The following is a 14,296-nucleotide window of genomic DNA, read 5'->3' as shown; positions in this document are numbered from 1 at the left end:
GTTTTACGATTAAAAAATTATGCTTCTTTCTTAGCATCCTTGTTACGAACTTTCTTCAAGTAAGAAATATTAGGCTTCACGTTAATCTCTTCGATTACGTGGTAAGCACGTCCTTCTTTCTCTACTAATAACAATTTAGAGATCTCCGATGCTGGATCGTTCATATCTCCAAAAGTAATCGCGTTTGTAGGGCAAGATTGAGCACAAGCTACTTGAATTTCTCCATCCACTGGACGACGCTTCTCTTTCTTCGCTTCTAACTTACCAGCTTGAATACGTTGAACACACATCGAGCATTTTTCCATCACTCCACGAGAACGAACGGTTACGTCTGGGTTGATGACCATACGTCCTAAGTCGTTGTTGAAGTTGAAATCGAAGTCATCTGTTTGGAAGTAACGGAACCAGTTGAAACGACGCACTTTGTATGGACAGTTATTTGCGCAATAACGGGTACCAATACAACGGTTATACGTCATTTGGTTTAGACCCTCTGTCGAGTGAGTCGTTGCTAATACTGGACAAACAGTCTCGCAAGGAGCGTTGTTACAGTGTTGGCATAACATCGGTTGGAAAACTACCTCTGGATTATCAGACGCGATTTCTAAACCTTTCAAATCTTCTACTTCAGCGTCAGATGAGTAATAACGGTCGATACGCATCCAGTGCATCTCACGACGGTTGATTACTTCTTGACGACCTACGACAGGAACGTTGTTTTCTGCATTACATGAAACCACACAAGCAGAACATCCTGTACAGGTATTTAAATCGATCACCATACCCCACGCGTGGTTATTGTATTCGTGACCGTTCCAAAGCGTTAAATCAGTCGCATCTTTTTCTCCTTCAGATGTTTTAACGCGAGGAGTGAAGCTTCCTGCTTTTGCATCTTTCGCAAAGTCAGCTAACACCGTTTCTTGAACGACTGCTTGACGTGCCATCACCGTTTGGTGTGTTTGCGTTTGAGCGATATCTTTTGTTTCGCCCGTTGCTGTGATAGAAACACCTTGTGTACAAGTTCCTACACAAGCTCCATTGATTTCAGAAATGAATGGATAAGCGTTCACACCCACACCGTCAGCAGACTTACCTGCCTTTGTGCGACCGTAACCGATGGCAATTGCGATCGTATCTTGAGCTTGGCCTGGTTGAACTAAAACAGGAAGAGATACTTTGTATCCTTTCGCGCTTACTTCCACTACATCACCTTGCTTTAATTTTAATTTAGTCGCAGTTGGTTGCGAAATAGCTGCATAATTGTCCCAACATGCTTTAGAAACTGGCTCAGGGAATTCTTGCAACCAAGGGTTGTTTGCTTGAGAACCTGTACCTAAACCTACTTTTTCATAAACTGTAATCTCTAAACCTGTAGAAGAAGCCGTATATGCTTTGCTAATCGCAGCAGCCGATGCATTCACATCAACGGATGGGCTAGCAGAAGAAACAGTAGCAGTCGTTGGTTCAAATACACCATCGTGTAATGCATTGTTCCAAGCTACTTTACCACCTTTTAAGATGTTTTTCTCCCAGTTGCTCTCTAAGTAGGCTGCAAAATCAGCTGACAAACCTGCCCAAGTTAAGAAACTTGATTGTGCTTGACGTGTTTTGAAGATAGTAGAGATCGTAGGTTGTGTTAATGAATAGAAACCAGCTTTAGGCTCTGCATCATTCCAAGATTCTAAGAAGTGAGAATCTGGTGCAATGAATTGACATAAAGAAGCCGTCTCATCAGCGCGATCGTTTGTTGCTAAGCTTAAACCAACTTTCGGAAGAGCTGCTGCTAGAGCGGCACCCATTGGGTGGTTGTAGACTGGGTTTGCATTGTAGAAGATAACCGCTGCGATTGAACCAGCGCCAGCTTCTTTAATAAAGTTAGCCATCGCCATATCGTTACCTTGACGGTAGTTAACAGCTAAGCCCGTATTGATCGTTGTGCCATAAGCGCCTACTAAAGCGTTTGTAGCAGCAATAATTTTTTGAACCTCTGGGTCATTCGAACCAGCTACGATGATAGAAGCACCTTTAGAAGCGACTAAATCTTTCGCTGCTTTCTCTAAGTGATCTACTTTAACTGATGCACCTGCGATAGTCGTAGCTCCAGTTAATTTAGCCACCGCGTTGTATAAGGCAACCGCTACTAAACCTTCTTGTGATGGTTTGTAAGATGCACGGTAATCTGCGTTAGCGCCTGTATTTGAAAGGATGGTCTCAAATTGGTAGTGACGAGACATGTCTTTTTTGCCTCCTTTTTCAGAGCTAACACGGCGAGTGATCGCCCATTGTGCAGCAAATTCAGTAGGAGCAATCCAAGAACCTAAGAAATCAGCACCTACAGAAACGATTGTTTTAGCTTGGCTGAAGTCGATGTTAGGTAAAACGCCACCGTGTGCTTGTGTTAAACCATAAGCTGGGTTTGCGTCATAAGTAATATGTTGTGTTGTTGGGTATTTCGTTGCGAAATCTGCAATCACTTTCTTCGTAGTAGGAGAAAGGATGGTATTAGAAACGATGCGGATTTGACCACCTTTGGCAGCCACCTCTGCTAATTTCGCAGTGAAATCTTTATCTAAAGAAGCCCAATCAGTTGCTTTACCAGCTGCTTGAGGACCTTTTAATTTTTCATTATCATATAGACTCAAAACAGAGGCATGCGCACGACCTGAAAGAACACCTTTCGAGATAGACGATGATTTGTTTCCTTCGATTTTGATCGGACGGCCTTCACGAGTCTTTACTAAGATAGAAGCATAGTCGCCTCCGTCTGTGTAAGTAGACGCGTACCAGTTAGCGATTGTAGGCTCTACATCTTCAGGCTTGTTCAAGTAAGGAATGGTATTCTTTACCGGAGACTCGCAAGCTGCTAAAGAAACAGCCGCTACTCCAAAACCTAACATCTTTAGAAAATCACGACGATGAGTACCTGCTCCATCTACTAAAGAATCTCCTTTAGCATCCGTTTCAGATGGCATATTGCCAAACTCATTGTGGATATTTTTGACAAACGATGGCTCATTGGTTAACTCCTCAATCCCTTTCCAATACCTCTTGTTCGAATTTTCCATATAATCTTTCTTATTCAGACTAAAATTGAATCTATTTAATTTCTATTAATAGTGACACTTAGAGCACTCTAAGCCACCGATGTTTTGCACTTTCAAAGGAGTTTTGCTGTCCTTGTTATGAACCTCTACTAATTTGTCGTAGTAAGCGTTACCTTTTGCATTCACGTCAGTTTGACGGTGGCAATCGATACACCAACCCATCGTTAAAGAAGAACGTTGCTCTACAACTTCCATCTTTTCGATCTCTCCGTGGCAGTTTTTACACTCTAAACCACCTACGTTTGTATGTTGTGAGTGGTTGAAGTAGGCCAAATCTGGTAAGTTATGTACACGCACCCATTGAATAGGCTCGTCTTTTTCTAATGCTTTGTAGATTTTTTGAATCTCTGGAGACTCACGCTTGATTGCGTTGTGGCAGTTCATACAAATGTTTGCTGATGGAACGTTAGCTCCTTTACCCTCGTAAACACCTGTGTGGCAATAGTTACAGTTGATTTGGTTTTCGCCAGCGTGCAATTTGTGAGAAAATTTGATCGGTTGCTCAGGCGCATATCCTTGGTGGATACCCACACCGTAAGCCGCATCGATAGTTGCTTTGCCACCTAATAGAAATACTAAAACGATTATGCCTGTTTTAACGGCTGAGTTAGCTGCTAAAGACTTAGCGTTTTCTGACACTCTTTCGAAAAAAGACTTGCTTGGGTCTTCTTCAGCTGCTTTCGATAGCTTGCTTAATGAGTTAACGATTGATAACAAAGCAATTAAAACAATCACCATGATGATTAATAAACCTACCAAAAGAACTTCCATCATTCCTCCTGACGATTGAGCCGCCGGAGCTGCTGCGCCATCTGCTGGAGCTGCACCTGGTGCTGGAGCCGCTGGAGCTGCATTCGAAGCATCGATATAAGCGATAATTCCTTTGATTTGCGCTTCTGAGAAGTTCGGATAAGGTGTCATGGCTGCCTTATTAAACTTGTTGTACAAGTCGTTAGCATACTTGTCTCCTGAGGCAATAACTGCTTGTGGATTATGTACCCATTTAACGATCCATTCGATCGGACGACGCTCGCTAATACCCTTTAAGCCTGGTCCTACCAAAACCTCATCAGTGGATGCGTGACATGCCGCACAGTTGTTTTTAAATAGCGTTTCACCCTCTGCTGCATCTTGTGCAACCATTGCTGTCGTTGTAGCAATTACGAAAAGGAAGGAAAATAGAAACTTAACGAGAGTAAATTTTTTGCAATACATAAATATAGATTTTCTCATTTTAATTCAGTCCGCAAAACTACAATTCGATTTTTTAGGAAACAATTAAAAGCACAGTCAATTTTTGTATTTTTTTTATCTAATTAATTATTTAGAATTTTTCAAAATAAGCCCCCTGGCTATTAATTGAATTATTTTTAGATAAAATTGTATTTGATGCATGGGCATAAAAAAACCTTCCATTTGGAAGGTTTTTGGAGGTTTCGAGCGGATTCGAACCGCTGTAGAAGGTTTTGCAGACCTCTGCCTAGCCACTCGGCCACGAAACCAATTAATTGGGATGCAAATTTAGCTTTTTTTAATAAAGGAGCAAAGTTCTTGTTGAAAAAAGTATTTAGTAGTCAGTATCCGGTAGCCAGTAGTCAGTCCGAAGGGAATGAGTCCGGAGTACACATTCACCATTTACCATTTACCATTCACCATCTCTGCTCTTTACTCTACTATCTCTAATCTAGTTGACAGTCGTCAGTCCGGAGGGAATGAGTCCGAAGTGGAACATTTACCATTCACCACTCACCACTTACCATTTACCATCTCTACTCTATACTCTCCTCTCTCTAATTTGAAAAGAGTTAAGAGAGAGTAAACACAGATATCTCCGGCGGCATCCCCACTCTGCCTGGGTACCCTAAATACCCATATCCGCGATTCACATAGATTTGTTGTTCGCCATCTTGGTACAATCCTGCCCATTGCTTGTAGACATACTGAGCTGGAGACCAGCGCATTTCGGCGATTTTGACGCCAAACTGTGTGCCGTGCGTATGCCCAGCAAAAGCTACATCTATGTCTTTGTATTTTTTGGTTACCTCTGCATTCCAATGGGTAGGATCGTGGGATAAAAGCAGTTTCGCCGAAGCCTCTTCTGTTCCCTTGTGCGCTTTCTCTAAGTTGCCGTACCAAGGGAATCGACCCAAGCCGATGTTTTGGACTCCAATGATGGCTAATTTTTCTCCAGATTCTTCTAGGAAACGATGTTCATCCATCAATAAGTCCCAGCCCATTAATTCGTGGGCTTTCATCAAGTCTTTTAAGTTTTGTTTTTTAGCAGCTGGGCTGTTCCAACGTACATAATCTCCGTAATCGTGATTCCCCAAAGTACTGAAAACGCCCAAAGGAGCTTTGACCTTATTAAACACGTCGAAGTAGTTCTGTACCTCTTTGGACTCATTATTGACTAAGTCCCCTGTAAAGAAAACCACATCTGCTTTTTCGCGCATTAGCATCTCCACACCCCCTTTAACGGCGGTTTTGTTGAAGAATGAACCCGTGTGAATGTCGGAAATTTGGGCAATTTTTAGTCCCTTAAAGGCTGAAGGCAATCCTTTAATTTTTAGAGGAATGTGTTCTACTGTGTAATCGTGGGCACCGGAAATAATGCCAAAGGCAAAGGTTGCCGCCGGAACTGCACCTATCGCCAAAGCCGCTTGGGACAAGAACTCGTGACGACTGATGGCGCTAGGGTCTTTCTTCAATACTTTTTTAGTTCCCCATCGGAAGAAGCGCGTGACATCCTCAATCAATAAGAAGATAATAATAAACAGTTTTGTGATAACTGAAATCATCACGATCGCCATAAAGGTGATCCGGATTTCATTTTTCCAGGCGTGTAAGGGTAATGCGTTATAGGAGATTATACCTAGTAAAATGAAGATGGTAAATCCCCAAAAGGTATATTTCGCTGTATTTTGCATGCTTTGTCGAGCATTTCGAAAAGCGGTTTTGACCGCCATCCAAACATAATAGTCCAACGCGATTAACACAATACTGATAAAAGGCACAAAAAACATTTTATTCATAGCACTTAAACTATCTTTGCGATTCAATTGTTCCAAAGGTGCAAAATTACATGAAAAAGACGATAAGTATTTACGGGGGCGGTTGGGTAGGCGCACCATTGGCATTTAAACTGGCTTTAGCGGACTTCGATGTGCGCGTTTCAGCTTCCAGTGTTCATCAGCAAGCCGCTCATCCGAAAATCAAGGTGTTGGATTTTAGAGCAGAGCCTGATATGCCAGCAGAAAATTGGTCATCGATGAATGATTCAGAAGTCCAAATTTGGGCCATTCCTCCTCGTCGCAAGAAGAATGCTGAAGAGACGTATCTCGCTATTTTACAAGATTGGGCGGATAATTTGCCAGCAAAACAGGTAAAAAAACTCATTTTCCTTTCCTCGACTTCGGTTTATGCTAACGTGTCTGATACAGTCGATGAAAATTCGGGTATTAATGAGGATTCTTTAATGGCCAAAGCCGAAGCCATCGTTTCCTCTGCCAAAATTCCTTCTGTCATCTTGCGTCTTGCAGGCCTTATGGGTGGAGATCGTTATGTAGCCAAGTATTTCTCCGGCAAACGGAATGACGGAGCAAATTGCCCCATCAATTATGTGCACAAAGATGACGTAGTTGCTTTGATTGCTTTATCCGCTGAGAAAATCGATTCAGGTACCTATAATATTGTCGCTCCCATTCATCCTACTAAAGGAGAAGTAGGCGAAAACGACATCGAACGCCGCGGAATGCCAGCCGGCTATTGGGATTATTCGGTTTCTTGCTTAGGCGGGAAAGTAGTTTCGGGCGATAAGATCTGTGACGAATTGAATTATGAATTCAGGTGGCCAGATCCGCTGGAATTTCCTATTTAATTTTTGAGGCCGAGTTTCGGCCTTAAAAATTTTAAAGCACAAAGCATAAAGCACAAAGAATAAACGAGAGTAGAAATAAGAGAGTATAGAGAAGAAGTGGGGAGTGCTTAAGGTTTTGCTTAAATCTAAGTATAATCGAAGAGAGCGAGGAGGTTTATATTTTAAATATTTTGAGGGAAGCAAATCAGAAAATATTTGTGTAACGACATTTTCGATTTGCTTCCCTTAAAATTTTAAATAGACAATTCCGAAATCGCTAACCATGCCATTAATCCAGGTCCTATTGAAAGGGAGGCTTCGTCAATATCAAAACTCGGCGTGTGCACCCCACTCGTAATGCCACGTTCGTCATTACGTACCCCTAAACGGTAGAAACAGGCATCCACATGGTGCGTGTAGAAAGCGAAATCTTCGCCTGCCATCCAAAGATCTAAATCGACTACGTTTTCAGCTCCCATATATTCGATGGCTGCTGCTTTAGAGCGCCGCGTAAGTTCAGGATTATTCTGTAAGAAAGGGTACCCTTTTAAAACCTCGAATTCAGCGCGTCCACCCATGGCGTCTGCGATGCCTTCGGCGAGTTTTTTCATTTTTTCTAACCCTTCAGCACGCCAAGTTTCGTCCATAGCACGGAAAGTGCCAGCGATGTTGACTTCGTCAGGAATGACGTTTGTGGCTCCCAGGCCCTCAATTTTCCCAAAAGTCAATACCGATGGAAGTTTCGGATTTTTGTTTCTCGAAATGATTTGTTGCATTGCCACAATAATGTGGGAGGCGATGACAATGGGATCTATGCAGGCATCGGGCATGGCCCCGTGGCCACCTTTACCGATCACTTTTATGTATAATTCATCCGTGCTGGCCATGTACATTCCCTCACGGAAACCAATTTTTCCGACGGGAACATTGGTTGCGACGTGTTGCCCAAAAATGCTTGCAGGAGATGGGTTTTGTAGGGCACCTTCTTTAATCATGATGCTGGCGCCGCCTGGCGCTTTTTCTTCTGCAGGCTGAAAGAGTAATTTGACGGTTCCCTCGAACTCGTTTCGGACCTTTTGGAGAATTTGAGCCGTTCCTAATAGGGACGCTGTATGAACATCATGTCCGCAGGCGTGCATGACGCCTGGGTTTTTGGATTTATACGGAACGTCGTTTGTTTCAAGGATGGGCAAGGCATCCATGTCTGCCCGAAGTGCGACGACTTTTTTGTCTGGGTTATTTCCTTTGATTTCAGCGATTAGGCCGGTGTTGGCAATTTTTTTGGCCTGAATCCCCATCCGCTCTAGTTGTTCTAAAACGTAAGCCTGCGTCTGAAATTCTTGATAGGATAGCTCAGGGTTCGCGTGAATATGGTGGCGATTTACTAACGTATCTGGGGTGATTTCAGCGGAAAGCTGTTTGATTTTTTCCAATAAAGTGGACATGGGCATTGGGTTAATTTATGCAAATCTACGAAATAGGACCTAATTCCAGGAATTCTTAACAAAAAAGCAATGCTATGCGCTTCATTTTCAGTCGATTATTTTTTAAATTGATGTGCAAATTAAACCGGTTTGTCTATGGCTCAGAAAGTGTTGGTTTTGAATCAAGATTACAGTGCGTTGACGATTTGTTCAATGCCAAAGGCCTTTCTTTTGGTCTACCTGAATAAGGCTGAATTAGTGGCGGAGTCCACTACCGCAAAATTGCATTCCGTTTCGAAAACGTTTCCCTATCCATCGGTCATTCGTTTGCAGCGATATGTCTATTTTCCATTCAAAGGGGTGATGTTAAATCGCCAAAATATTTTGAAGCGGGACAATCATACCTGTCAATATTGTGGGTCAAAAGATTTCTTAACAATGGACCATGTTTTGCCCAAATCACGTCAGGGGCGCACCTCTTGGGATAATTTAGTCACAGCGTGCAAGTACTGTAATTCGAAAAAAGGCTATATGACTCCAGCAGAAGCGGGAATGGTTTTAGCACGCCAGCCATTTAGACCATCTTTTGTTATGTTTTTGCGAAATTTTTCTGGAATTTTGGATCAACAATGGGCCCCGTTTGTGGGTGCTAAACTGGAGACCACCACATGAGTTTTAAAATATCGTTTATCGGTGCAGGAAATGTTGCCTGGCACATCGCAAAGGCACTAGAGAATGCCGGAAATTCTGTTCAAGAAGTCTTCAGTCGAGAGCCATCAAAGGCAAAGGACCTTGTTTCTTATTTGTATAATGCAAAAGTCCACGAAGATTTAGATTTTTCTGACTCTGTTTCCTCTGTATTCTTTCTATGTGTTCCAGAATCAGCTTATCCTGAAGTGTTGAAAGAATTACTTTTGCCAAAATATGCAACGCTTATTCTTGTGACGGGCACTTTCTCCTTGGCGGAGGCAAATTTATTGTATGATCCTGCACGAGAAAGCACGAACCAGATGGGAGTATTTTTTCCAGTCCAGCATTTAGAGTCGGGTCGTCGCATTAAATTAGATCAGATGCCCATTTGTTTGGAGGTACTGGTGGAAGAGACACAAAATACCTTAGTGGCCTTAGCAAAAGACATCACGGATGCGATGTATTTGGTGAATGGGGAGGAACGTAAAAAGATTCACAAGGCGATGCTGTTGGCGGGTGTATTAACCCAAAATCTGTGGTCGCACGCCCAAGAATTATTGCAATCGATTGAATTAGAACCGAGTCTCTTGCACGGTCTTGTACAACAGCATGTGCAGGCGTTCTTCTCTGGTAGTCCGCTTTCGAAAGAAATTTCAGACCCTCAGTTACGCGAAGTGAATTTTCAAATCAACCAAATTTTGGAGCGCAATCTTATTTAATTAAAGGACGGTCCATGTTTTGAATCACGATGTTTTTTGCGAATCCCAATACGGTAATTTTGCCCGCCTCAGAGGGGTAAAAATAGTACAAACTATCTCCGGCGGTATTTTTCTGAATGGAGGCTGGGATGTCCTGCTTTTGGCTTAATGAATAATCCAAAGCATCCATCATCTCGATCATCTTCGCATCTTTGAATGACGTTTTTAGAGACGCTGGAGCGCCTATACGAACCGTAATCTGAAGTGCATTCGTAGCGCTATCTAGTTTCATTGCGCCTTTTGTCTGTATTTCTTGCCCCCAGGTGTCCACCTGATTGACTACATCTTGTGGTAAAACACGCTTTACTTGTTTGGATTTCATCTCCTTAACGACTGCAGCGGTATCTAAACGTTTCGTAAAATCGCAGGCTGACAGAGCGAAAAGGGCAAAAAGGATCGTTGCGTATTTCATAGAATTATGGGATATACACAAAGGTATTCCAAACTAGCACAAAGGGCAATGAATTTAATTACTATCTTTGCAACGATTTTTTTTAACCCAACATGTTATGCTGGAGCAGCTAGAGGCCATCCGAGAACGATTTTTAGAAGTAGAACAACAAATTGCGATGCCAGAAGTGGTGTCCGACTTGAAGAAATTCAAGACCTTGAGTAAAGAATACAAGGATTTGCAGAAAATTGTAGACCAATATTTGGCCTACCAAAACTTATTAGGCTCCATTGAGGAGGCTAAACAAGTGATCGCTACGGAAAAAGACGAGGATTTTCGCGACATGGCGAAAGCGGAATTAGAAGAATTAGTTCCCGCGGAAAAGGAAATGCAAGAGGTTTTGAAAGAGATGTTAATCCCGCGTGACCCGAACGATTCGAAAGACTGTATTCTAGAGGTTCGCGCCGGAGCTGGTGGCGACGAAGCATCGATTTTTGCCGGAGACATCTTCCGCATGTACCAGCGTTACGCGGAGAAAATGGGTTGGACTTTCCAAATCATGGACTTCACCGACGGTACCGCGGGTGGTTATAAAGAGATTATCGCGTCTGTTCAGGGCGAAGATGTATATGCTAAATTAAAGTTTGAATCGGGCGTTCACCGCGTTCAACGTGTTCCAGCGACAGAATCAGCTGGCCGTATTCATACTTCAGCCGCTTCCGTGGCGGTATTGCCAGAGGCGGACGAAGTCGATGTCCAAATCAATATGAATGACATCCGTAAAGATACTTTCTGTTCATCTGGTGCAGGTGGTCAGTCCGTAAATACGACGTATTCAGCCGTCCGTGTAACCCATATTCCATCCGGCTTAGTGGTACAATGTCAGGACGAACGTTCTCAAATTAAGAACTTTGACAAAGCGATGACGGTTCTTCGATCTCGTCTATATGAAATTGAATTAGCGAAACGCAACGCAGAAATCGCCGGAAATCGTAAATCGATGGTAGGCTCTGGAGACCGTTCAGATAAAATTAGAACCTATAATTATCCTCAAGGCCGTGTAACCGATCACCGTATCGGCTTAACCGTTTATAATCTTCCGGTCGTAATGGACGGAGAAATTGCTGATTTTATTGAGCAGTTGAGAATTGCGGAGAATGCGGAGAGGTTGACTGAAGGGGCGGTTTAGTCAATCAAATTCGAAAAATGGTCTACGCCATATTTTTCTGAATTTGTTTTACTAAACCTTTCTAGAAAAGTAGCTAAAAATGGCCTGTGTCATGTTTTATCGCCACAATAAAAAATTTACACTCTTGGTAAAAAATGCAAAATTGGCCTACGTCATAATTTTCGCAAAAAGTCCTTTTAAACCTTACTGAAGAGCTAGGGATATTTTTGAGTATTTCAATACTCATAAAAAATGGGGACGTCTGTCCCCATTTTTTATTCCACCTCTATGCTCTATGCTCTATGCTCTATGCTCTATGCTCTATGCTCTATGCTCTATGCTCTATGCTCTATGCTCTATGCTCTATGCTCTATGCTCTATGCTCTATGCTCTATGCTCTCTAATCTAAACTATATTGCTTTCTCAAGCTTAAAGCTAAAACTCGTCCCCTTATCCACTTTCGAAAGCACAGTGATCTTACTTCCATGCGCTTGGATGATGTGTTTTACGATGGATAAGCCTAAACCAGTTCCTCCGCTGAGTTTTGTGCGGCTTTTGTCGATTCGGTAGAAGCGTTCGAAAATACGAGGTAAGTGTTTTTCAGGGATACCTGGACCGTTGTCTTTTACGGTGATCAAGTAGGCCTTTTTGCGGTCTTCTATCGTAACAGACACTTTCCCATCTTGATTGCCGTATTTGACTCCATTGTCAATTAGATTGACGAGCACCTGTTGTATCCGTTGAGCATCTGCTTTCACGTCGATGGCCGTATCTGTGCATATTAATTGTAAAGAGACCCCCCGTTTTTTTGCTTTGCTCTCCAATTGATCGAAGATGTCTTCGATTAGAGGTCTAAGGTTAATGCGTTTCTTTTCAATTTTTATGGCGCCGGTTTCAATTTTAGAAACGGTTAAGAGATCTTGTACTAAAACATCGAGGCCGTCTAAACTTTTGGCGGCTTTTTCGAGGAATTTTTGGCGTATTTCTGGGCTTTCATCTGGGTTGTCCAACAGTGTGTGGACGAATCCTTGGGCCGCAAAAATGGGTGTTTTGAGTTCGTGAGATACGTCTGCCAAAAATTCTTGGCGGTAAACCGCGGCTTTTTTCAACTCTTTTACTTCGTCCTCTGTAGTGGAAACGTAGGCGGTTAATTCTTTCTTTAAGAGTTCGATGGGGTTCTCTTTTTGGACTAACTGCTTACGAGAAATTAAGGGGAAATTCTTCTTTTTTATCTGCTTAATTTGGTCATATAACTCATTAACCTCCTTGAAAACGAGGTTGTCTAAGGCAAAAAAGATCAAGATGGATCCAAATATCAACACACTGATAAAAGCGACAAAAAGGGTGGCAGAATCAGAGTGTGGAAGGAACGAAATAAAAGCAGTTGCCACCCCAGCGATGACAAAGGCTAAAAGGATGGAAAGGTAGCGGGGACTTAGCATGCTTGAAATTACGGATAATTTTTAAATTGTTGTACCTTTGTGCTTTGATAAGATCGCATGGAATTAAATTTATTGACTGCCATTTCTCCGGTTGATGGTCGTTACCGCAAACAAACCGCCGCACTAGCTCCTTATTTTTCTGAATTTGGATTGATCCAATACCGGGTGCGAGTTGAAATTGAATACTTTATTGCGTTGTGCGAGATTCCATTGGCTCCCTTAAAAGGATTCCCTAAGGATCATTATGCGGCATTACGTTCCATGTATACAAATTTTACGGAGGCCGATGCGACATGGATCAAGGACACCGAAAAGGTGACAAACCATGATGTGAAGGCGGTAGAATATTTTATCAAAGACCGCATGTTAGCGCTGCCTGGCGATATGAGTCCTTTTGTGGAGTTCATTCACTTTGGTTTAACATCCCAAGATATTAACAACACAGCGATTCCATTATCAATTGCTGAAGCTCATCGCGAGGTGATTTTGCCTGCTTACCAGGCAGTGGTGGCGACTTTAGACGCTTATGCAACCGAGTGGAAAGAGATTCCTTTGTTAGCGCATACCCATGGACAACCGGCTTCTCCTACGCGTTTAGGAAAAGAAATCAAAGTGTTTGTGGAGCGTCTGAATCGTCAACTAGACCTGTTAGCGCAAGTGCCTTTTACGGGGAAATTTGGTGGAGCAACGGGTAATTTCAATGCGCACCAGGTGTCATTCCCAGAAATTAATTGGCCACAATTTGCGGCGAAATTGCATGCTGATTTAGGAATTAAGCGTAGTCAATACACGACTCAAATTGAGCATTACGATAATTTAGCAGCCTATTTCGATGGCTTGAAGCGTTTAGATACAATCTTGATTGACTTGTCCAGAGATATTTGGCAATACATTTCGATGGGGTATTTTAAGCAAAAGATTAAAGCAGGAGAAATCGGATCTTCGGCGATGCCTCACAAGGTAAACCCGATTGACTTTGAAAACGCGGAGGGAAATTTAGCGATGGCGAATGCTTTCTTTGAATTCTTGTCAGCGAAGCTTCCGATTTCGCGTTTACAACGCGACTTGACTGATTCGACGGTATTGCGTAACGTGGGAACGCCTTTGGCGCACGTCGTGATCTCTTTGAATTCCTTGCAACGCGGTTTGGGTAAATTAGAATTGAACAATAGCAAAATCCAACAGGATTTAGAAGATAACTGGGTGGTCATCGCGGAGGCAATCCAAACGGTATTGCGACGTGAGGCATTCCCTAAACCGTATGAGGCATTGAAAGATTTGACGCGCCACCACGGAAAGATTGACCAAGCTGTTTTTCACGCATTCATTGACGGATTAGCCGTTTCGGACGCGATTAAGGCAGAATTGAAATTAATCTCACCATTTAACTTCGTAGGCCGCGACGAAAACTAAGCCGCAACCGAATATTTAAAAGATTATAGATAATAGAGTAAAGATGGTGA

General features: G+C 42.6%; 11 protein-coding genes and 1 tRNA gene. 5 read left to right on the top strand and 7 right to left on the bottom strand.

Annotation, left to right across the window (positions count from 1 at the left end; translation table 11 throughout):
- Positions 1 to 17: 17 nt before the first annotated feature.
- The 4 genes from SKC37_RS11430 to SKC37_RS11415 form a co-directional block, all read right to left on the bottom strand.
- Positions 18 to 3,065: a TAT-variant-translocated molybdopterin oxidoreductase gene (locus SKC37_RS11430; RefSeq protein WP_377981591.1), complete on the bottom strand. Its 3,048-nt coding sequence runs from the start codon at positions 3,063 to 3,065 to the stop codon at positions 18 to 20.
- A gap of 45 nt (positions 3,066 to 3,110) precedes the next feature.
- On the bottom strand, positions 3,111 to 4,337 hold the full coding sequence (locus tag SKC37_RS11425) for a cytochrome c3 family protein (protein WP_377981590.1): 1,227 nt from the start codon (positions 4,335 to 4,337) through the stop codon (positions 3,111 to 3,113).
- Between the two features lie 195 nt (positions 4,338 to 4,532).
- Positions 4,533 to 4,606, bottom strand: a tRNA-Cys gene (locus SKC37_RS11420).
- 303 nt (positions 4,607 to 4,909) lie between these two features.
- Positions 4,910 to 6,172, bottom strand: coding sequence for a metallophosphoesterase (locus tag SKC37_RS11415; protein WP_377981589.1), 1,263 nt, complete (start codon positions 6,170 to 6,172; stop codon positions 4,910 to 4,912).
- A gap of 14 nt (positions 6,173 to 6,186) precedes the next feature.
- On the opposite strand from SKC37_RS11415, the gene SKC37_RS11410 reads away from it, so the two are divergent.
- Positions 6,187 to 6,981, top strand: coding sequence for a Rossmann-fold NAD(P)-binding domain-containing protein (locus SKC37_RS11410; protein WP_377981588.1), 795 nt, complete (start codon positions 6,187 to 6,189; stop codon positions 6,979 to 6,981).
- 233 nt (positions 6,982 to 7,214) lie between these two features.
- Here SKC37_RS11410 and SKC37_RS11405 read toward each other — a convergent pair whose 3' ends face one another.
- Positions 7,215 to 8,405 carry a M20 metallopeptidase family protein gene (locus SKC37_RS11405; protein WP_377981587.1) on the bottom strand — a complete coding sequence of 397 codons (1,191 nt, stop codon included), beginning with the start codon at positions 8,403 to 8,405 and terminating at the stop codon, positions 7,215 to 7,217.
- 135 nt (positions 8,406 to 8,540) lie between these two features.
- Here SKC37_RS11405 and SKC37_RS11400 point away from each other — a divergent pair, with 135 nt between their 5' ends.
- Together SKC37_RS11400 and SKC37_RS11395 are read left to right on the top strand one after the other, a co-directional pair.
- A complete protein-coding gene (locus tag SKC37_RS11400) occupies positions 8,541 to 9,056 on the top strand; it encodes an HNH endonuclease (RefSeq protein ID WP_377981586.1) in 516 nt (171 codons plus the stop codon).
- The gene (locus tag SKC37_RS11395) at positions 9,053 to 9,793 is read left to right on the top strand and encodes a DUF2520 domain-containing protein (protein ID WP_377981585.1); all 741 of its coding nucleotides are present in this window, start codon (positions 9,053 to 9,055) and stop codon (positions 9,791 to 9,793) included. Before SKC37_RS11400 ends, SKC37_RS11395 begins: the two co-directional genes overlap by 4 nt.
- Here the strand turns inward: SKC37_RS11395 and SKC37_RS11390 are convergent.
- Entirely contained in the window at positions 9,786 to 10,244 is a 459-nt protein-coding gene (locus tag SKC37_RS11390; RefSeq protein WP_377981584.1) for a hypothetical protein, read from the bottom strand. The two genes, SKC37_RS11395 and SKC37_RS11390, sit on opposite strands and share 8 nt — an antisense overlap.
- Positions 10,245 to 10,341: 97 nt before the next feature.
- Here SKC37_RS11390 and prfA point away from each other — a divergent pair, with 97 nt between their 5' ends.
- Positions 10,342 to 11,412 carry a peptide chain release factor 1 gene (gene prfA / locus SKC37_RS11385; protein ID WP_377981583.1) on the top strand — a complete coding sequence of 357 codons (1,071 nt, stop codon included), beginning with the start codon at positions 10,342 to 10,344 and terminating at the stop codon, positions 11,410 to 11,412.
- A 389-nt stretch (positions 11,413 to 11,801) separates the two neighbouring features.
- Here prfA and SKC37_RS11380 read toward each other — a convergent pair whose 3' ends face one another.
- Entirely contained in the window at positions 11,802 to 12,833 is a 1,032-nt protein-coding gene (locus tag SKC37_RS11380; RefSeq protein WP_377981582.1) for a sensor histidine kinase, read from the bottom strand.
- Positions 12,834 to 12,890: 57 nt separating this feature from the next.
- On the opposite strand from SKC37_RS11380, the gene purB reads away from it, so the two are divergent.
- Positions 12,891 to 14,246, top strand: coding sequence for an adenylosuccinate lyase (gene purB, locus SKC37_RS11375; RefSeq protein ID WP_377981581.1), 1,356 nt, complete (start codon positions 12,891 to 12,893; stop codon positions 14,244 to 14,246).
- The last annotated feature ends 50 nt before the right edge of the window (positions 14,247 to 14,296 follow it).

This window comes from Aquirufa esocilacus (assembly GCF_042715595.1).
GTDB classification, from domain to species: Bacteria; Bacteroidota; Bacteroidia; order Cytophagales; family Spirosomataceae; genus Aquirufa; species Aquirufa esocilacus.
Note: the sequence above shows the minus strand (reverse complement) of the source record. Positions and strands in the feature narration are given on the sequence as shown.

Excerpts from the sequence above, each read along its gene's own strand:
- SKC37_RS11390 (WP_377981584.1), bottom strand. The coding sequence starts at position 10,244 with ATGAAATACGCAACGATCCTTTTTGCCCTTTTCGCTCTGTCAGCCTGC.
- SKC37_RS11405 (WP_377981587.1), bottom strand. The coding sequence starts at position 8,405 with ATGTCCACTTTATTGGAAAAAATCAAACAGCTTTCCGCTGAAATCACC.
- prfA (WP_377981583.1), top strand. The coding sequence starts at position 10,342 with ATGCTGGAGCAGCTAGAGGCCATCCGAGAACGATTTTTAGAAGTAGAA.
- SKC37_RS11425 (WP_377981590.1), bottom strand. The coding sequence starts at position 4,337 with ATGAGAAAATCTATATTTATGTATTGCAAAAAATTTACTCTCGTTAAG.
- SKC37_RS11430 (WP_377981591.1), bottom strand. The coding sequence starts at position 3,065 with ATGGAAAATTCGAACAAGAGGTATTGGAAAGGGATTGAGGAGTTAACC.
- SKC37_RS11380 (WP_377981582.1), bottom strand. The coding sequence starts at position 12,833 with ATGCTAAGTCCCCGCTACCTTTCCATCCTTTTAGCCTTTGTCATCGCT.
- SKC37_RS11395 (WP_377981585.1), top strand. The coding sequence starts at position 9,053 with ATGAGTTTTAAAATATCGTTTATCGGTGCAGGAAATGTTGCCTGGCAC.
- SKC37_RS11400 (WP_377981586.1), top strand. The coding sequence starts at position 8,541 with ATGGCTCAGAAAGTGTTGGTTTTGAATCAAGATTACAGTGCGTTGACG.
- SKC37_RS11410 (WP_377981588.1), top strand. The coding sequence starts at position 6,187 with ATGAAAAAGACGATAAGTATTTACGGGGGCGGTTGGGTAGGCGCACCA.
- purB (WP_377981581.1), top strand. The coding sequence starts at position 12,891 with ATGGAATTAAATTTATTGACTGCCATTTCTCCGGTTGATGGTCGTTAC.